This window comes from Stenotrophomonas sp. TWI273 (genome assembly GCF_039674765.1).
GTDB lineage: Bacteria > Pseudomonadota > Gammaproteobacteria > Xanthomonadales > Xanthomonadaceae > Stenotrophomonas.
The window spans coordinates 13,267-32,514 of record NZ_JBDJOA010000017.1; the positions used below are offsets into that span (position 1 = coordinate 13,267).

General features: G+C 68.0%; 17 protein-coding genes. 9 read left to right on the top strand and 8 right to left on the bottom strand.

Going from position 1 to position 19,248, the window contains the following annotated elements:
* Positions 1–8 precede the first annotated feature (8 nt).
* Entirely contained in the window at positions 9–2,390 is a 2,382-nt protein-coding gene (locus tag ABE571_RS16320; protein ID WP_346494157.1) for an EAL domain-containing protein, read from the bottom strand.
* A 222-nt stretch (positions 2,391–2,612) separates the two neighbouring features.
* Positions 2,613–4,562, bottom strand: a complete 1,950-nt coding sequence (locus tag ABE571_RS16325; protein WP_346464416.1) for a DEAD/DEAH box helicase — start codon at positions 4,560–4,562, stop codon at positions 2,613–2,615.
* Positions 4,563–4,829: 267 nt separating this feature from the next.
* Here ABE571_RS16325 and ABE571_RS16330 point away from each other — a divergent pair, with 267 nt between their 5' ends.
* Positions 4,830–5,060: an RNA-binding S4 domain-containing protein gene (locus tag ABE571_RS16330; RefSeq protein ID WP_019184435.1), complete on the top strand. Its 231-nt coding sequence runs from the start codon at positions 4,830–4,832 to the stop codon at positions 5,058–5,060.
* Positions 5,061–5,083: 23 nt separating this feature from the next.
* Here ABE571_RS16330 and ubiM read toward each other — a convergent pair whose 3' ends face one another.
* The 4 genes from ubiM to ABE571_RS16350 form a co-directional block, all read right to left on the bottom strand.
* A complete protein-coding gene (gene ubiM / locus ABE571_RS16335; RefSeq protein WP_346494159.1) occupies positions 5,084–6,256 on the bottom strand; it encodes a 5-demethoxyubiquinol-8 5-hydroxylase UbiM in 1,173 nt (390 codons plus the stop codon).
* 89 nt (positions 6,257–6,345) lie between these two features.
* Positions 6,346–6,735: an MAPEG family protein gene (locus ABE571_RS16340; protein WP_346494163.1), complete on the bottom strand. Its 390-nt coding sequence runs from the start codon at positions 6,733–6,735 to the stop codon at positions 6,346–6,348.
* 18 nt (positions 6,736–6,753) lie between these two features.
* A complete protein-coding gene (locus tag ABE571_RS16345) occupies positions 6,754–7,287 on the bottom strand; it encodes a DUF4019 domain-containing protein (RefSeq protein ID WP_346494165.1) in 534 nt (177 codons plus the stop codon).
* A gap of 61 nt (positions 7,288–7,348) precedes the next feature.
* Positions 7,349–8,491, bottom strand: a complete 1,143-nt coding sequence (locus tag ABE571_RS16350) for a hypothetical protein (protein WP_346466592.1) — start codon at positions 8,489–8,491, stop codon at positions 7,349–7,351.
* A 176-nt stretch (positions 8,492–8,667) separates the two neighbouring features.
* Between ABE571_RS16350 and ABE571_RS16355 the strand changes: the two genes are divergently transcribed.
* The 3 genes from ABE571_RS16355 (at position 8,668) to ABE571_RS16365 (ending at position 11,960) form a co-directional block, all read left to right on the top strand.
* Complete coding sequence (locus ABE571_RS16355) at positions 8,668–10,134, top strand: AlkA N-terminal domain-containing protein (RefSeq protein ID WP_346494166.1); 1,467 nt, start codon at positions 8,668–8,670, stop codon at positions 10,132–10,134.
* A complete protein-coding gene (locus ABE571_RS16360) occupies positions 10,131–10,622 on the top strand; it encodes a methylated-DNA--[protein]-cysteine S-methyltransferase (protein WP_313210785.1) in 492 nt (163 codons plus the stop codon). The genes ABE571_RS16355 and ABE571_RS16360 overlap by 4 nt, the downstream gene beginning before the upstream one ends.
* A 75-nt stretch (positions 10,623–10,697) precedes the next feature.
* On the top strand, positions 10,698–11,960 hold the full coding sequence (locus tag ABE571_RS16365) for an ectonucleotide pyrophosphatase/phosphodiesterase (RefSeq protein ID WP_313210783.1): 1,263 nt from the start codon (positions 10,698–10,700) through the stop codon (positions 11,958–11,960).
* Between the two features lie 81 nt (positions 11,961–12,041).
* Here the strand turns inward: ABE571_RS16365 and ABE571_RS16370 are convergent, their stop codons facing one another.
* Positions 12,042–12,224: a 30S ribosomal protein THX gene (locus ABE571_RS16370; RefSeq protein WP_019184443.1), complete on the bottom strand. Its 183-nt coding sequence runs from the start codon at positions 12,222–12,224 to the stop codon at positions 12,042–12,044.
* Positions 12,225–12,342: 118 nt separating this feature from the next.
* On the bottom strand, positions 12,343–12,756 hold the full coding sequence (locus ABE571_RS16375) for a MerC domain-containing protein (protein ID WP_121041406.1): 414 nt from the start codon (positions 12,754–12,756) through the stop codon (positions 12,343–12,345).
* A gap of 157 nt (positions 12,757–12,913) precedes the next feature.
* On the opposite strand from ABE571_RS16375, the gene ABE571_RS16380 reads away from it, so the two are divergent.
* The 5 genes from ABE571_RS16380 to ABE571_RS16400 all read left to right on the top strand — a co-directional run bounded on the left by ABE571_RS16380 (position 12,914) and on the right by ABE571_RS16400 (position 19,246).
* Positions 12,914–15,109 (top strand): TonB-dependent receptor, encoded by a 2,196-nt coding sequence (locus ABE571_RS16380; RefSeq protein ID WP_346494168.1) that lies wholly within the window; start codon positions 12,914–12,916, stop codon positions 15,107–15,109.
* Positions 15,110–15,223: 114 nt separating this feature from the next.
* Positions 15,224–15,658, top strand: a complete 435-nt coding sequence (locus tag ABE571_RS16385) for a MarR family winged helix-turn-helix transcriptional regulator (protein WP_313217685.1) — start codon at positions 15,224–15,226, stop codon at positions 15,656–15,658.
* A complete protein-coding gene (locus ABE571_RS16390) occupies positions 15,655–16,896 on the top strand; it encodes an MFS transporter (protein ID WP_346481897.1) in 1,242 nt (413 codons plus the stop codon). The genes ABE571_RS16385 and ABE571_RS16390 overlap by 4 nt, the downstream gene beginning before the upstream one ends.
* 101 nt (positions 16,897–16,997) lie before the next feature.
* Positions 16,998–17,564 carry a TetR/AcrR family transcriptional regulator gene (locus tag ABE571_RS16395; protein ID WP_313210773.1) on the top strand — a complete coding sequence of 189 codons (567 nt, stop codon included), beginning with the start codon at positions 16,998–17,000 and terminating at the stop codon, positions 17,562–17,564.
* The gene (locus tag ABE571_RS16400) at positions 17,561–19,246 is read left to right on the top strand and encodes an MFS transporter (RefSeq protein WP_313217681.1); all 1,686 of its coding nucleotides are present in this window, start codon (positions 17,561–17,563) and stop codon (positions 19,244–19,246) included. The genes ABE571_RS16395 and ABE571_RS16400 overlap by 4 nt, the downstream gene beginning before the upstream one ends.
* Positions 19,247–19,248: the final 2 nt, after the last annotated feature.

The window sequence follows — 19,248 nt, forward strand, 5'->3', positions numbered from 1 at the left end:
TTATCGCATCATGGCGCGCCCCGCCAGGCCTCGGAGGGCCGCCCCGCGCCCACCGGCCGTATCGCCAGCTGGGTCATCCGCTCCAGCGGAATCGGCCGTTCGATCGCATACCCCTGCAGGCCCTCCACGCCCATCTGCGCCAGCTGATCGGCGACCACCGCCGATTCCACCCATTCGGCCACCACCATCATGTGCAGCTCGCGGCCGACCTCGGTGATCGCGCGCACCGCGGCGCGGTTGACCGGATCCAGGTTCATGTCGCGCACGAACACGCCGTCGATCTTGAGCATGTCCGCCGGCAGTTGCCGCAGGTAGCCGAACGAGGACAGCCCCGAGCCGAAATCGTCCAGCGCCATGCGGCAGCCACGCGCTTTCACCGCATCGATGAAGGCGCGCGCCTGGTCCAGGTTGCTGACCGCCGCGGTCTCGGTGATTTCAAAGCACAGCTTGCGCGCCAGGCCGCGGTTGCGTTCAAGCAGATCGGTGACGAAGGCCAGGAAGCTCGGCTCGGCGATCGACTGCGCGGACACGTTGACGTTGCACAGGCCCAGCTGCTGCACATGGCTCGGGCACACCTGCAGGTGCCGGAACAGCAGCGACAGCACATGCCGGTCCAGTGCCATGCCCATGCCGTATCGCTCCACCGCGCCCATGAACTCGGCCGGCCCCTGCAACGCGCCTTCCGGGCTGCGCATGCGCACCAGCACTTCGTAATGCAGGAACTCCGGATCGCCGACCCGCTCGATACGCTGGGCATACAACAGCATGCGGTTCTCGGCCATCGCGCTGGAAACATGGGCCAACCGCTCCGCTTCGCGCCGCCGCTCATCCAGTGCCATGCGGCTCTCGTTGTAGCAGTGCACCCGGTTGCGACCGGCTTCCTTGGCCGCGTAGCAGGCACTATCGGCGGCGCTCATCAACCAGTTCACATCCGGCGCATCCGGGCTGATCTCAACGACCCCGATGCTGCAGCTCACCCGGGGTGCGCCGTCGCCCTGCTGGATGCTGACCTGGCCAAGCGTGCGCACCACCCGCTGCAGCACCTGCTTGGCTTCATCCTGTCCGGCATTGGCCAGGAACAGGGCGAACTCGTCGCCTCCCAGGCGGCCGACCCAGTCGCCATCGCGCACCGCCCCCACCAGGTAATCGGCGAAGCTGCGCAGCAGCTGATCGCCAGCAGCATGGCCGAGCCCGTCGTTGACCAGCTTGAAGTAGTCCAGATCGATGTAGCACAGCGAGTGGGTGCCGCCCGCGGCCCGTACCGCCACCAGCGCCTGTTCGAGCAGCCGCTCGATCTCGCGGCGGTTGATCAGCCCGGTCAGCGGGTCGTGACTGGCGTGGTGCTCCACCTCGCGTGCCAGGGCATGGTTCTGCGAAACATCTTCCACCAGCGCGAACACCGCCGGCGCCCGCGCCCGGGTGTGCACCACGGTACCGCTCCAGCGCCCCCACATCAGGTTGCCGTCGGCACGCAGGAAGCGCAGCTCACCGGGGCGCAGCTGCCGCGGCCAGTCGATCCGGCCGTGCTCGTCCAGGACCAGCTCGCCCTCCACCAGCAGATCGGCCAGCGACAGACTGAGCAGCGCTTCGCGGCGTTGGCCGAGGATATCGGCCATTGCCTGGTTGGCCTCAATGATGCCGCCGTCCTCATCCAGCTTGAGCATGCCCACCGTGGCCTGGTAGAACGCGGCCCGGAACCGGCTCTCCTGTTCGGTCAGGTCATTGCGCACGCGTCGCGCCAGCAGCACGGCGACCAGGGTGATCGCCAGCACCGACAGCCCGCCGACGATGAAGGTCGTCATGCGCACCATCGCCGCGGTGTGCAGCAACGCGCTGGAGAACGCACGCGCCTGGTTCTGCATCCCCACATCCAGCGCCTGCACCCGGCGCAGCAGGGCCTGCTGCGCCGCCGGTGTCAGTGTGCCGGCGGAATGCCCGGCCTGGACCCGGTCGGTGATGGCCACCAGTTGCAGCAGATCGTCATCGGTGTCGCGCCACAGCCGTACCGCATCGCGGAAATACGGCTGATCGCGCAGGTAGCGATACGAGAGGATCAAACGGTTGATGTCGCCGCGGGCGTTGCCGCCCTCAATGAAGCCCTGGCGTGCTGCGGCGATGTCCGGGTCGGCCTGCTCGAGGGCACGGCGGGCGGTGAGATCGCCCAGCGGCACCCGCAGCGCCTGCCGGGTTGCGCCCAGGTCAACAGCATCCCCCGAGGCGATGTACCGCGACAGCGCGTGAGTGGCCTGCTGCTGGCCACGCGACCAGTGGCTCTGGCCCATGATCCACGCCGTGGAGGCCGCCTGCAGCTCCTGGATCAACGCGGAAATCCCGACCAGGCCGATGGCCATGCCGGTCAACAACACGAAGCGCAGGGTCAGGCCCCGCATCGAACACGGTATCGCGGTCCTGCCACTCTCCCTGCGACCTCCAGACATCGCCGATCCCCCCGGGGCTGCGGATGTGGAAACTCATTCCATTGGAGCATGGTCCAATCCGCAGGCTAGGGCCAGCACTGTTGAGACGGTGCGAAACCGGTCGACCGGGACGCGGAGGCCGGATACGACGACGCCAGCCCGGAGGCTGGCGTCGCGTTGATCACCCTGGGGCGATCAGAAGTTGCGCGGACCGCGCGGCTTGAAGCCGTCACGACGCGGCGGGCGGTCGTTGCCGCCCGGGCCGCTGCGCGGGCCACCCGGACCGCCCGGACCACGCGGCTTGCCACCGAACTTCGGCTTGAAGGCCGGACGCGCCGACGGGGTCAGGTCTTCACCCGGCTCGACCTTGCGCATCTGAAGCTGCTGGCCCGAGACCCACACCTTCTTCAGGTGGGTCAGCAGGTCCTGCGGCATTTCGGCCGGCAGGTCCAGCACCGAGAAGTCGTCGTGGATGTCGATGCGGCCGATGAAACGGCTTTCCAGGCCGGCTTCGTTGGCGATCGCGCCGACGATGTTGCCCGGCTTCACGCCGTGGACGTGGCCCACTTCGATACGGAAGGTTTCCATGCCCGGCTCGGCGGCACCGCGCGGGGCGATGTCACGGCGCGGGGCGCGCTCGACGCCGCCTTCGCTGTTGCCGAAGTCGCCTTCCGGACGCGGCGGACGCGGGCCACGGTCGTCTTCACGGCGCGGACCACGCTCGAAGCGCGGCTCGAAACGGGCCGGACGCTCGCCACGGTCGTTGCTGCGCTCGTTGCGCTGATGCGGGGCACGCTCTTCACGGGCACCACGGACCGGCGGGGTCAGCAGGAACGGCGAATCACCCTGCAGCAGCTTGGCCAGCGCCGCGGCGATCTCGATCGCCGGCACGTTCTTCTCGCCTTCCAGGCGCTGCAGCAGGTCGCGGTAGAACTCGGTGCCACCGGCATCGAGCACATCGCTGATGCGGCTCATGAACTTGGTGATGCGGGTGTCGTTGACCGCGTCCACGCTCGGCAGCTGCATCTCTTCGATCGGCTGGCGGGTGGCGCGCTCGATGGCCCGCAGCATGCCCTTTTCGCGCGGGGTGGCGAACAGGATCGCATCACCGGTGCGGCCGGCACGGCCGGTACGGCCGATGCGGTGCACGTAGCTTTCGGTGTCGTACGGGATGTCGTAGTTCAGCACGTGGCTGATGCGCTCCACGTCCAGACCACGGGCGGCCACGTCGGTGGCGACCAGGATGTCCAGCTTGCCTTCCTTCAGCATGCCGATGGTGCGCTCGCGCTGGGCCTGCTGCATGTCGCCGTTGATGGCGGCCGCGGCCAGGCCGCGTGCCTGCAGCTTCTCGGCCAGCTCTTCGGTGGCTGCCTTGGTACGCGAGAAGATGATCATCGCGTCGAACGGTTCCACTTCCAGGATGCGGGTCAGCGCGTCCAGCTTGTGCATGCCGCTCACCCACCAGTAACGCTGGCGGATGTTGGCCGAGGTGGTCGTCTTGCTGACGATGGTCACTTCGGCCGGGTTCTTCAGGTAGGTCTGCGCGATGCGGCGGATCTGCGACGGCATGGTGGCCGAGAACAGGGCGACCTGACGGGTCTCCGGCAGCTTCTTCAGCACGGCTTCGACGTCGTCGATGAAGCCCATGCGCAGCATTTCATCGGCTTCGTCCAGCACCAGCGTCTTCAGCTCGGACAGGTCCAGGGTGCCGCGCTCGAGATGATCGATCACGCGGCCCGGGGTGCCGACGATGACGTGCACGCCACGGCGCAGGGCCGACAACTGCTGGCCATAGGGCTGGCCGCCGTATACCGGCAGCACGCGGAAGCCGGGAATGCCGGAGGAATAGGTCTGGAACGCCTCGGCGACCTGGATGGCCAGTTCGCGGGTCGGCGCCAGCACCAGCACCTGCGGCTTGGTCTGGTTGAAATCGAGGTTGGACAGCACCGGCAGCGCGAAGGCGGCGGTCTTGCCGGTACCGGTCTGGGCCTGGCCGAGCACGTCACGGCCTTCCAGCATGGCCGGAATGGTGGCGGCCTGGATCGGCGACGGGGTTTCGTAACCGACAGTGGCGACGGCCTGCATCACAGCGTCGGACAGGCCGAGATCTGCGAACAGCAGCGGCGCGGGGGATTCTTGGGACATGGGAAACTCCGAAACACCGCCGTTTTGGAAGGCAGTGAGATAAAAAAGGGGGATGGTCCGCGCTTTGGGCGCCCTTTCTTATCGCGTGCCCTGGCGCTGCTCGGTCGGAGGAGAATTCACTCACTCAGGGGGCGATGATACCGCATCGTTCCTGAACAACGTATACAGATTCCGGGATGGATCCCGTTGCCCCGCCTGCTGGCGCACAATACGCGCCCTTTCACGGCCCGGTCCCACGTCCGCGCCTCTTCCCAGGATACCCGCTCCATGCAGACCCTCGAATTTGAACTGGACCGCGACTACGTCGAGCTCAAGCAGCTGCTCAAGCTGGCCGACCTGGTCACCAGCGGCGGCGAGGCCAAGACCGTGATCGGCGACGGCCAGGTGCTGGTCGACGGCGAGGTCGAGCTGCGCAAGGCATGCAAGATCCGCGCGGGCCAGCAGGTGCAGTTCGCCGACACCGTCATTCACGTGATCGCCGACAGCGACGCGCCCTGACCCTGTGTGACGACCAACGGTCATCACCTACCGGTGAGGTGGGCCGCGATCAGCTGGCGGAACGGGGCCACCCCGTGCGCCAGCCGCAGTCCAACCCGGCGCAGCAGCCGCGCCGGCAGACGGTCATCGGTGTACAGCGAAGCGATCGCATTGGTCGCCTCGTAAAGCGGCCGCGAGGCCAGCCGGTGCCCGCGCTCGTAAGCGGCCAGCCCGGCGGGTGCGGCGATGTCGCGTCCCTGCCCGGCGGCCTTGCGCAGGCGCCCGGCCAGGCGATGCTGGCTCTGCAACCCCAGATTGAAGCCATGCGCGGTGACCGGATGCATGCCGACAGCGGCATCGCCGATCAACGCACAGCGATCGCCGGCGAACGCGTTGGCATACACCCCCACGAGGGGATAGGCCACCGGCGTGGCCACCGGCCGCATCGCGCCCAGCCGATGCTCGAAAAAGCCACTGAGGCTGCGGCCGAAATCGGCCTCGTCCTGGGCCATCAAGGCCGCGATCTGCCGCGGCGGCAGCGTGATGACGGCCGAGGCCTGGTCGCCATTGAGCGGCAGCAGGGCCATGGTGCGGCCATAGCCGAACCACTCCCAGGCGGTGTGCTGGTGCGGCACCTCGATCTGCATGCGGCAGACCAGCATCGATTTGCCGAAGTCACGCAGCTGCGCGCCGATCCCCAGCAGGCGGCGGGTGGAGGAGAAGCGGCTGTCGGCAGCCACCACCAGCCGCGCGGCCAGCTGGCGGCCATCGGCCAGGGTCACCACGCTGTGGGCCGGACCCGGGCTCACGGCCGTGACGCTGGCCTGGTCCAGGATCTCCAGACCGGCCTGGCCCTGCACGCTCTGCCAGGCGGCGCGGCGGATCAGATGGTTGGGCACCAGCCAACCGAGGTCGTCACCGGTGCGCTGGTCCGCGGCGAAGGTCAGCGCGAACGGCGAGCCACCGTCCATCACCTTGGCATCGCGCAGCGGGGAAATCTCGGCGGGATCCAGCTGCGCCCACAGGCCCAGCGATACCAGGATCTGGCGGGAGGCATGGGTCAGCGCGATCTCGCGGCCGTCGAACGCGGCCTGCGCCAACGCGGCACGCGGCTGCTGTTCGATCAGGGTGACGCTCAGGCCGGTATCGGCCAGCGCGCGCGCGAAGCACAGCCCGGTCGGGCCGGCGCCCACCACCACCACATCCACTGACTGCATGATCCCATCCTGCCGTTACGTGTCCATCGCAGCTTAACGCCGCAGCGCCGGCGCCGTCCTTGATCTGGATCAGGCGCGCCAGCGCGGGTTCACAGCAGCGCCCACAGCAGCATCACGATGCCCAGCAGCGATACCAGCCACACCAGGCTGCGCACATACGGCACGCCGGCGGCGTACAGCGGCAGATAGATCAGTCGTGCCCAGAAGTACAGTTGCACGGCCGCGGCCGTCATCCCGTCCTGGCGCTGGGTCAGCACCACCGCCAGCACCGCGGCGGCGAAGAAGGGGAAGGTTTCCATGAAGTTGCTCTGCGCCCGCTGCAGGCGGCCAGCCAGCGGACTCGGCGCCGGCATCGGCTGATCGCGCGCCGACGCATTCCAGCCCACCCCGCGTTCACGGGTGATCAGGGTGGACGGGGCGAACACATGCACGATGCCCAGCAGCATCGACCACACCAGCATCTGGATCTCGATACTCATCTGTGCAGTCTCCGGCAATCAGGGGGTGGCGGCACGCACGCTGTAACCGGCCAGCCGCCAGATACGGTCTTCATCGAACCGGAAGGAGACCAGTTCACGCACCGGCTGGGCGCTGTTGGCAAAGCGCGTGGGGAAGCTGACGTTGATGTAGAGACCTTCCGGCACGGTCGCCCCGGCGGCGTACTTGACCCGGGTGATCACCGGCTGGCCGCGCGAGGCCAAGGCCCCCAGGCGCTGGCGATCGGCCGTGAGCTGACTGACGAAGGCCTGCTCGGTCACCGATTTCTTCGCCACGGCGGAGGCGCCTTTCCAGGCCTCGCCCGCACGGTTGGCATCGATCAGATGGGCGACCTGCAGTGCGGCCGCGCTCATCTCCGCATCCTGCTTCTGTACCTGCGCCTGCTGCGCCGGGCTCAATGCCGGGCGTGCCGAAGGAGCGGCAGCGGGCGCGGGGCGCGCCGGGGCCGGTGCAGGCGTGGCCGGCGGCGGAGGCGTCTGGGCCAGCGCGGCGAAAGGCAGCAGAGCGGACAACAGCAGCAGCGGAACACGCATCAGGACACCGTTGGCTGGAAGGAACTGCCTGCCAGTCTACGGGATGGACGTGAGTCCTCCGTCAGTTGCGCTCGGCCGCCTCGGGCGGTGCGGGGCGAGCATCGCCGAGGGTCTGCTCCACCGTCTCCGGCCGACCCGGTGCCGTCGTGTCCGGCAGCAGCGTGGAGACATCGATCTCCGACAGCGGGCTCTCGTCCGGGCAGGTCTCATCCGGGAAGCCGAAGCGCTGCTTCAGTGCCTGGCCACAGCTGTTGACGGCCTCCAGTTCACTGCCTTCGCGCTTGCACTCCTGATCGAAAGCGACCAGGAAGGCATCCTTGCGGCGGACAAACGCATCGCCGCATTTGCGCATCTGCTTGATCCGTTCCAGGTCATCCTGCACCGCGTTGGTGCCATCCAGCCCGAACTGACGCAGCTCCTCGGCGGTGAGCAGGCGCAGGCTGCGGTTGGGCACCGTCATCATCAGGTCGGCCACGCCCACGGCCACGCCGTTGCGCTGCAGGTAATCCTTGACGTTGTCGTAGACCTCATGGAGTTCGCGGTTGAGCTCGGCGCGCGAGGTCGCCTTGGAGCTGATCCGCATCATCCGGTGGATGCCCACCTTGCCCGATACCAGCCGGTTGTCGCCGGCGGCCAGCACGAACACGCAGGCGCTGTGGCAGACCGAGCCTTCGCGCACCCAGATCGTCCAGTTGGATTCGCCGATGCGATCCCCCGCCACGATGGCGGCTTCGACCTGGCCACCACTCGAATCCAGATCCAGAATGCGGCGGGAAATACGCTGGGCATCGGCGACCACGGCCAGCCGCGCGACCAGCTCGGAGAAACCGGGATTGATCTTGCCCACATAGCGCACGCGCAGCAGGCCACGTTCGGCGCACGGCTGCAGGGCGGCATCGATACTGGGCCTGTCCAATGCCTCCAGCGGCGCACCATCGCCCGCGTCGCCGGCATAGTCGGTATCGCAGCTGATCCACGCCTTGCCGTTTTCCAGGGCTGCTTCCGGCCAGCTCAGGTCACCGCGCTTGGGCGCGGGCGGCGGTGGTGGCGGCGCATCGGCGGCGTTGATCGAGACCATGTGGTCGCCATCGGCGGTCTGTGCCCGCACGGCCTTGTCGGCGGCAGTGACATTGCCCGGGTTTTCCAGCTGGCTGCAACCGGCCAGACCCAGGCACAACAACGGCAACCACCACGACTTGAGCAACATGGACAACCCGGAATCCTTGCGAGGGGGAATGCGCGGCAAAACCAGCGCAGATGCACAGTCTAGTGCGCGACCGGCGCGGCGCGGCAACCTGTCCTGAACCGGGCGACCCGGGGCTGGCATTGGCGTCCGAAAATGGCGAGCCAGCGCTGCTCACCGGGCATAGACTGGCCCCCATGGAGACCGCCCTGCCCCTGGACCACGCCGCCTGCGAAAGCGCCCGCCTTGCCCGCGATGCGCGCTTTGACGGGGTGTTCTTCACTGCCGTGCGCAGTACCGGCATCTACTGCCGACCGGTCTGCCCGGCACCGGCGCCGAAGCCGTCCAACGTCACTTACTACCCCACGGCTGCCGCCGCCGCAGCGGCCGGGTTCCGCCCCTGCCTGCGCTGCCGCCCCGAGTTGGCCCCCGAGGCGCAGGACGCACTCAACAATGAAACGCTGCAGCGCGCGCTCGCCCTGATTCACGATGGCTATCTGCAGGACCAGCCGGTGGCCGATCTGGCCACGCATGTCGGCTTGAGCGCCCGCCATCTGCAGCGCCTGTTCGTGGCCCGGCTCGGTGCGGCGCCGGCGCAGATCCACGCGACCCGCCGGCTGTTGTTGGCCAAGCAACTGCTCACCGAAACTGCATTGCCGGTCACCGATGTCGCGATGGCCTCGGGCTACAACAGCCTGCGCCGTTTCAACGCAGCCTTTGTGGACGGCTGCGGCATGCCCCCGACCGCGATCCGCCGCCAGCGCGGTGCGCTGGCCGAGGGCGCGCTGACCCTGCGCCTGGGCTACCGTCCGCCACTGGATTTCACCGCGATGCTCGGTTTCCTGCGCCGCCGTGCGATTCCCGGCATCGAGCAGATCGACACGGACAGCTACCAGCGCGTGATCGGGCCGCCCGAGCGCCCCTCACTGCTGCGCGTGACCGCCGATCCACGGCGCCCGGAGCTGTTGCTGCACCTGGGCCAGATCGATCCGCGTGCGATTCCGGGCATCGTGCGCCGCGTACGCCGCATCTTCGATCTCGATGCCGACCTGCGCATGGTGCACGCCACGCTCGCGCAGGAACCATTGCTGGCGACGGGTATCGCACAACGCCCCGGGCTGCGCGTACCCGGCGGCTGGGATGGGTTTGAAGTGGCCGTGCGCGCCGTGCTCGGCCAACAGGTCAGCGTGGCGGCCGCCGCCACACTGGCGCGCAGGGTGGTGGATCGCTTCGGCGCCACCCTCGAAGGCATGCCGGCAGGACTGGACCGCCAGTTCCCCTCGCCGGAAGCGCTGGCCCAGGCACCGCTGGAAACCATCGGGCTGCCGCGCACCCGTGCGGCCACCGTACGTGCGGTTGCGCAGGCGGTGGTCGATGGCCGGCTCGATTTCCGTGCCGGCCAGTCGCTGGCCGGCTTCGTGGCGCGCTGCGTCGCCTTGCCCGGCATCGGCCCATGGACCGCGCATTACATGGCACTGCGTGCGCTGGCACTGCCCGATGCGTTCCCGGCCGGCGATCTGGTGCTGCAGCAGGTGCTCGGTGGTGATACGCGACTGAGCGAACGCGCCACCGAGGCCCGCTCGCAGCCGTGGCGACCGTGGCGTGCCTACGCCGTTCTGCACCTGTGGCATCTGGCCACACCGTCTTCGGGAGTTACCTCATGACCCTGCTCTACGACACCTTCGACAGCCCGATCGGCGCGCTCACCGTGGCCGGTGACAGCCAGGGCATCCACCACATCCTGTTCGAGAACAACCGTTACGACGCGAAGGGGCGCGAGCACTGGCAGCGCGATGCCCATGCGTTGCGCGGTGCACGTGGGCAACTGCTGGAGTACCTGCGCGGTGAGCGCGTGCGCTTCGATCTGCCGCTTGCCCCTCACGGCACGCCGTTCCAGCTGCGGGTGTGGAAGGCGCTGGCCGATATTCCGTTCGGCCAGACCTGGAGTTACGTGGCACTGGCGCGGCACATCAACCACCCCACCGCCAGCCGCGCGGTCGGTGCCGCCAATGGCCGCAATCCACTGCCGATTGTGCTGCCCTGCCACCGCGTGATCGGCAGCAGTGGTGCGCTCACCGGATTCGGCGGCGGACTGGAGACCAAGGCGGCCCTGCTGCAACTGGAAGCGCGGCGCGATTCGCTGTTCGCGTAACAGGGCATGCGCCGTGGGGTGGCGTATGCCATCGGTTGTCTTCGACGCGTCACCGCCACGCACTATCATGTCGTCATGATTTCCGTCCGCCTTCCACTGGCGCTTGCCGCCGCTCTCTCGCTGGCCGCCTGCGCCACCGCACCGTCTTCCCCGCCTGTCGCGTCTGCGGCGACCGTCGCCCGGAGCGTCCCGGCGCAGCAGCAGAAGCTGCTGCTGATCTCCATCGACGGCCTGCGCGCGGACATGCTCGACCGCGGCATTACCCCGAACATCAGTCGGCTCGTCCACGAGGGCGTGCGGGCGCAATGGATGACGCCCTCCTATCCCGCGCTGACGTTCCCCAACCACTACACGATCGTGACCGGCCTGCGGCCCAACCATCACGGCATCATCCACAACAGCATGCACGAGGATGCACTGGGTAGATTCCAGCTGCACGTGCGCGAATCGGTGGCCGATTCCCGCTGGTGGGGCGGTGAGCCGATCTGGGTGGGTGCGGAAAAGGCTGGCGTGCGCACGGCCGTGTGGTCCTGGCCGGGGAGTGAGGCGGCGATCCAGGGCATCCGCCCCAGCCAGATGCATGGCTACGATGAGACCGTGACCCTGCCCGATCGCGTGGATCAGGTACTGGGCTGGCTGGACCAGCACGGCCCGCAGGCGCCGCGACTGGTGACGCTGTACATGGAGCAGGTCGACAAGGCCGGCCACAATCACGGCCCGGAATCGCACGAGTACGCCGCCGCGGTGGCCCTGGCCGACGGCGCGGTCGGTCGCCTGCTGGACGGTCTGCAGGCACGCGGTCTGGCCGAGGCCACCAACGTGATCCTGGTCTCCGACCACGGGATGGCCGGCGTGCCGGACGGCCAGGTGGTGGCCACCGAAGACATGATCGATCCCGCCATTGCCGAGGACATCTCGGTCGGCCAGTCGATCGGGTTCGCCCCGTTGCCGGGCAAGCAGGCGCAGGCCGAGCAGATCCTGCTGGGCGCGCATGCCCAGTACGACTGCTGGACGCGCCAGACCCTGCCGGCGCGCTGGAAGTACGGCAGCAACCCGCGCATTCCACCGATCGTCTGCCAGATGCACGAAGGCTGGGATGCCCTGACCCGCGAGCGCATCGCCAAACGCGGGCCGGGCGATCGCGGCTCCCACGGGTATGACAATGCGCTGCCGTCCATGCGCGCGGTGTTCGTGGCGCGTGGCCCGGCGTTCAAACAGGGTGAGCGCCTGCCCCCGTTCGACAACGTAGATGTTTACCCGCTGCTGACCCGCCTGCTGGGGATTCCAGCGGCGCCCAATGATGGCGACGCCGAGCGACTGCTGCCTGCCCTGCGCTGAGCGCGCATCGGCTTCAGTCGGAACGCAGGCAAAAAAAAACGCGGCGCAAGCGCCGCGTTTTTCATGACCCGCCTGGCTGGATCAGCCGGCCTTGGCCACCGCTTTCTTGGCAACGGCCTTCTTGGCCGGCGCCTTCGTCACGGTCTTCTTGGCAACCGGCGCAGCTGCGCCCACGGCCGCCTTGCTCACGACGTGCGAACGCGAATTGCCGTAGCTGGCATTGAAGCGCTTGCCCTTGGCGGTCTTGCGGTCACCCTTACCCATGTCGTAACTCCTTAGTCTGAATGCTGCGAAATCTGATTACCCCGTACTGACACGGGTTCGGCGGGGCCGCCCTCTCAGGCGCCCCCGCGCACGATCGGAAAGCCTACCATGCGCGCTCTCAATGAGCACAGCTGGCGTCATGGACGTGGCCGTGGTTCAGGCGCAGATTCACCAGATGGGCCACGCCAACCAGCACGCCGCCCAGGGTCATCACCACCGCATGCGGCACCGCCGAGTGGTGCAGCGGGCCGTACAACAGGCCCGCCCACAACGCGGTCAGGCCCGGGATCAGGAAGCCCAGCGCGCGCAGCGCGCCATGCCGGCGCCAGCCCCAGACCAGGCTGAACAGGCCCAGCAGGGTGACGAAACTCACCAGCGCCAGCTCAACGCCGTCACTCATCCAGACCGACAGGCCCAGCGATGGCGCAGCGGCCAGCAGCACCGGGAGCACAGCGCAATGCACGGCGCACAGCAGCGAGCCGGTGGCACCGAAACGATCCAGCAGATGGCGAACACGAGCGAACAGGGGCATGACTTCCAGCAGGGTCGGCGAAGCGTTATGGAATAATATAACATCAATCCTGACGCGCACCCTTGCCTCCCCCTGACTTCCCTTCCCCCGTCCCGTTACGGGATTCGCGCGCCCCACCATTGATATATTGTAACAATTGACCGAAGGCCCCTGCCCTATGCGCTCCAGCTCCCTCCTGCTCAAACACCACACCCTGTCGCTGGCCCTTGCCGCCGCGATGCTGCCCTCGCTGGCCATGGCCGCCGAGGATGCCGGCAACCACCGCGACCGCCACCTGACCGAACTCTCCACCGTGAAGGTCACCGCCTCGCCGCTGCAGGGCGATGCCGAATCGCTGGCCCGCCCGGTTGATGTGCTGGCCGGTGAGCGCCTGGACGAGCAGAAGGCCGGCACCCTCGGCGACACCGTGGCCAAGCTGCCCGGCGTGCAGAGCACCTTCTTCGGCCCCGGGGTCGGCCGCCCGATCATCCGTGGGCAGGAAGGTCCGCGCGTGGCGGTGCTGTCCAACGGCATGGGCAACATGGATGCCTCCACGGTGAGCGCCGACCATGCCACCAGCATCGAGCCGTTCCTGGCCGATCAGATCGAGGTCCTGAAAGGCCCGGCGACCCTGCTGTTCGGCAGCGGCGCGATCGGCGGCGCGGTCAACGTGGTCGACGGCCGCATCGCCCGCGAACTGCCGGACCGTCCGCTCAGCGGCCGCGCAGAGCTGCGCGGCAATTCGGTCAACGACGAGCGCAGCGGCATGTTCCGCCTGGACGGTGTCAGCGGCAACGTCGTGCTGCATGTGGACGGCCTGGTCCGCAACGGCGATGACTACCGCATTCCCGGCTACGCGGTGATCGATGGCCTGGAAGATCACAGCGGCCACGACCATGAGGAAGGCGACACCGACGAACCACGCCGCGGCCGTCTGGACAACAGTTCGATCCGCACCCGCGCCGGCGGCGTCGGTGCCACCTGGCTGGGCGATGACGGCTACTTCGGTGTGTCCGCCAGCACCTACCGCACCAACTACGGCATTCCCAACGGCGCGCACGTGCATGCCGACGACGACCATGATCATGACCACGATCACGACCATGGCGATGAGGAAGAAGGTGACGAGCATGACGTCCGCATCGACATGGTGCAGAACCGCTTCGAAGCCAAGGGCGGCATCTACCAGCCGACCTCGTTCCTGAAGAACATCACCCTGCGTACCGCCTACACCGACTACGAGCACACCGAACTCGAAGCCGGCACGCCGGCCACGCGCTTCACCAACCGTGGCATCGAAGGCCGCCTGGAAGCCGTGCAGGAAAAGATCGGCGGCTGGGACGGCGCGTTCGGCCTGCAGTTCGGCAACAGCGACTTCGGCGCCAAGGGCGAAGAAGCCTTCGTGCCGGATACCGCGACGAAGAACATCGGCCTGTTCGTGCTGCAGGAAAAGCAGTTCGGCGCGTTCAAGCTGGAGCTCGGCGGCCGCCATGACCAGGTGAAGCTGGACCCGACCGGTGATTACCGCGCCCGCACGTTCGACGCCACCAATCTCTCCGCCGCCGGCATCTGGACCCTCAACGACGCCGTCGACCTGCGCTTCGGCATCGACAGCTCCGAGCGCGCCCCGACCAACGAAGAGCTCTACGCCGCCGGCGCGCACATCGCCACCCGCTCGCTGGAAATCGGCGATGCGAACCTGAAGACCGAACGCGGCCAGCGCGTCGAACTGGGCATCCACACCCACAGCGACCGTGTCGACTTCTCCGCCTCCATCTACCAGACCAAGTTCAAGGACTTCATCTACCTGGCCGACACCGGCGTGGTCGAATCGCTGCCGGTCCGCCTGTGGACGCAGCAGGACGCCACCTTCAAGGGGGCTGAAGCCGAAGCGCTGTTCCATCTCTTCGAAGGCAACACTGGCGACTGGGACCTGCGCGTTTTCGGCGACTACGTCAAAGCAGAACTGGATGGCAGCGGCAGCCGCAGCGTCGACATCGCCGTCCCGCACGGTGATCACAACCACAACTACACCGTGGATCTGGCCAACACCGGCTACCTCCCGCGCATCGCCCCGGGCCGTGTCGGCGCGGACCTGCGCTGGGCCAAGGATGGCTGGCGCGCCTCGGTCGGTGCCGTGCGCTACAGCAGCCAGAAGGACGTCGCCCAGAATGAAGAGCCGAGCAACGGCTACACCCTGGTCGATGCCCACTTCGCCTACCGCTGGGACCGTACCGACAGCAACAGCTACGAAGTCTTCCTGGACGGCAGCAACCTGACCAACCGCGAGGTCCGTCCGCACACCTCCCTGCTGCGCGACTACTCCCCGCTGCCGGGCCGCGGCGTGGCATTCGGGATCCGCGCTTACTTCTGATCGATTCACTGGGTGGTTGCTTGACCCGAGGGGGCCGAAAGGCCCCCTTTTTTGGTGCTTGACCAACTACGTGCATATGCACGTATCATCCAGCACCCACCCCGGCGCACGCCCATGGACCCGCTGACCCAGAGCCCCTGTACCTGCTTCCGCCTGCGCCGCGCCGCACGCCGGCTCTCGCAGATCTATGACGCCCACCTCGCCCCCGCCGGGCTCAGCCTCAACGCGTACTCCATCCTGCGTCGCGCCCCCACACCGCGCCAGCTGGGCGACCTGGCCGAGGCGCTTGGCATGGACCGCACCACGCTCACCCGCAACCTCAAGCCCCTGCTCAGCGCCGGCTGGCTCGAACAACGCCGCGGTGATGACGCCCGGCAACGCCTGATCGTCATCACCGCTGCCGGCAAGGCCTGCCTTCGCCGCGCGCGTCCCCTGTGGCAACAGGCGCAACACGACGTGGAAACCACCTTCGGGCCCACTCCGACCGCCCGGCTCAACGCCCTGCTCGACCAACTCGACCACGCCCTGCCCACCGGAGCCGACGCATGAGCACGTCAACCCCTGCGACCCGCGCACCCTCCATGCATTGGGGCCTGCTGGTCGCGGCCTCCGCCATCCTCATGGTCACCATGGGCGTGCGCCAGACTTCCGGCCTCTACGTCGACCCCATCCACCGCGGCACCGGCGTCAGCATCGTCGAAATCAGCTTTGCACTGGCCATCGGCCAGTTCGTCTGGGGCGCGGTGCAACCCGTGTTCGGGGCCGTCGCCGACCAGCGCGGCGCATTGCCTGTGCTCATCTTCGGTGCCCTGCTGCTGGCGGCCGGGCTGCTGCTGGCACCGCTGCTGACCAGCCCGCTGGGCATGACCTTCACCCTCGGCCTGCTGATGGCCGCCGGTGCCGGCGCCGGTAGCTTCTCGGTCCTGATCGGCGCCACCGCCCATCGCCTGCCAGCGGAAAAGCGGTCGTTCGCCGCCGGCCTCATCAATGCCGGCGGCTCGCTGGGCCAGTTCGTGTTCGCGCCGCTGGTCCAATGGATCATCGGCACCGCCGGCTGGGCACGGTCCATGATCACCATGGCGGTGATCACCCTGCTCTCGGTGCCCTTGGCCTGGCCGCTGCGACGTCGCGCGGGCGACCATGCGCCCACCGCCGGCGCCACCGATGAAGGCGGGCTGCGCGCGCAGTTGCGCGTCGCGGTGCGCGATCGCAGCTACTGGTATCTCCATCTGGGCTTCTTCACCTGTGGTCTGCACATCGCCTTCCTGGTCACCCATCTCCCCGGCGAGATCGCGCTGTGTGGCCTCTCGCCCACCGTCGCCTCATCCTCCATCGCGCTGATCGGGCTGTTCAACGTCGCCGGCAGCCTGATCGTCGGCGCCCTCGGCCAGCGCTACCGCATGAAGTACCTGCTGTTCTGGATGTACGCCAGCCGCGCCGTGATGATCGGGGTCTACCTCGTTGCGCCGCCCACCCCACTCACCTTCTACGTCTTCTCCGCCGCGCTCGGCTTCACCTGGTTGGCGACCGTTCCGCCCACCGCCGGCCTGGTCGGCAAGCTGTTCGGCCCGCGCTACCTCGGCACTCTGTTCGGCCTGACCCTGCTCTCGCACCAGTTGGGCGGTTTCTTTGGTGCATGGCTCGGCGGCCTGGCGCTGGCGCACACCGGCAACTACCTGTGGATGTGGTACGCCGACATGGGCCTGGCCGTGCTCGCCGCGTTGATCAATCTACCCATCCGCGAAGCCCGCATGGGCGGCTGTCACGGCGTGCCCGCGCCGCGCTGAGCTCACCCGCCCTCGACATTGCCCAGCGCGCGCCAACCCGCGCGTGCCAAAACCGACGCCCCCCCCTTCCGCGCCGGACAGTTGTGTCCGATGATGCGCGCATGCCTACCCAACGTGCCGACGCTGCCGCCCGCCGTGCCCAGATCCTCGACGCTGCCGATGCCGTGTTCGGCCAGCACGGCGTGACCGCCCCGTTGGACCTGGTGGTCGAGCGTGCCCAGGTCGGCCGGGCCACGCTGTACCGCAACTTCCCTGACCGTGCCGCCCTGGTGGAGGCGCTGCTGCAGCGCACCGTCAACCGCATCGCGCGCCAGGTGCAGACCCTCGGCGACCGCGACGATGCACTGTTCGAAGTGCTGGAAGGGATGGCGAACCGGATCGTGCAGTCGCCGGCATTATCGGACTACTGGCGCGCGGTGGATCCGGATCAGATCCCGATCCGGGCCGCGCGCGAAACGATCTTCGAACTGCTGCGCGAACCGATTGCCCGTGCGGTGGCCGCAGGTCTGTGCCGCCCCGATCTGGAAACGACGGACATTTCACTCATCTCAGGCATGCTGGGAGCCGCGCTGCGTGGCAAGACGCGTGACGAACGCGCCCGGCTGGCCACGCGCGCCCTGCAATTGCTGCGTGGCGGATTGCGGGGGCCTGCCGACGGGGAGGGATGATGCCGCAGTACCTCAAGCCGGTTCCGGACTGGGAGGAGCACGAAAAACCGACCCTGCCGGGCTCGGCTTCGATGCCGTGGCATCCGCCGCACCGCCGCCTCGCCTATGCGCTGGTGGCGCTGCTGGTCGGGATCACCGGCGGCCTGGGCAATGCGCTGGTCAGTGCCAACCTGCCGTTCCTGCAGGGCCAGCTCGGGCTCACCCCGGCGCAGGGCAGCTGGCTGGTGGCCGCGTATGCAATGGTCAACGTCACCGCCAACCTGCTCGCCTTCAAGTTCCGCCAGCAATACGGCATCCGCCTGTTCGCCGAGATCGGGCTGGGCCTGTATGCCGCGCTGGCGGTACTGCATCTGTTCGTCGGCACCTTCGAAACCACCGTGCTGATGCGCGCGGCCAGCGGCTTCGCCGGTGCGGCCTGCAGCACCTTGGGCACGCTGTACATGCTGCAATCGCTGCCGCGCAAATACACCGGCAATCTGCTGGTGATCGGCGTGGGCATCTCACAGCTTGCGGTGCCGATCGCGTGGCTGGTCTCGCCCGGCCTGGTGGACACCGGGCAGTGGCACAACCTGTATCTGTTCGAGGCCGGGCTGGCACTGTGCGCGTTCGCCGCCGTGGTGGTGCTCAAGCTCCCGCCGGGGGCACAGATCAAGGCGTTTGAACCGCTCGACTTCCTCACCTTCGCGCTGCTCGCTCCCGCCGTCGGCCTGCTGGTCGTCGTGCTGGCGCAGGGCTACACCCGCTGGTGGCTGGATACGCCGTGGCTGGGCTGGGCACTGGTCGCCTCGATCGCGCTGTCCACCACCGCCTTCATCATCGAGCACTACCGCCGCAACCCGCTGCTGCAGACGCGCTGGCTGGCCAGCCTGCCGGTGATGCACTTCATCATCGGTGCGTTCCTGATCCGCTTCCTGACCACCGAGCAGTCCTATGGCGTGGTCGGCCTGATGCGCACGCTCGGCATGGGCCCGGACCAGATGCGTCCGTTGTTCGCGGTGATCCTGGCCGGCGTGATCACCGGCATGGCCGCCAGCTCGCTCACCTTCGGCCCGAAGCGACTCATTCCGCAGTTGTTGATGGCCATCCTGCTGCTGGGCAGCGCGGCCCTGCTCGACCAGAGCCGTACCAGCCTGGATCGCCCGCACGACTTCTTCGCCAGCCAGTTCCTGGCGTCCGTCGGCGCCGGCATGTTCATGGGGCCGCTGATCATGCTTGGCATCACCCAGGCGTTGAAGCAGGGCGTGGACCACATGATCACCTTCCTGGTCACGCTCTCCATCACCCAGACCCTGGGTGGCCTGGCCGGCTCGGCCGTGCTGGGCACCTACCAGCTGCACCGCGAGCAGGTGTATTCCGGTGCGCTGGTCAGCCAACTGGATCCGGCCGACAACGTGGTTGCCCAGCGCTTGAAACAGCAACAGCAGCTCTACGCCAGGCTGATCACCGACCCGGTGCAGCGCAGCGCGCAGGGCACCGCGCAACTGGCGCAGATCACCCGCCGCGAAGCCAACGTGCGCGCGTTCAATGACGTGTTCGCGCTCAGCGGCCGCGTCGCGCTGGTCTTCCTTGGCTGGTTGCTGCTGCTGGCGGTGCGCACCGCCGTGCTCAAGCAATGGCGCAAACGCCACGCGCCGACACCTCCCCTTTCCGCGCCGACGCCTGGCAGCGTCGCGCCCCGATGAGC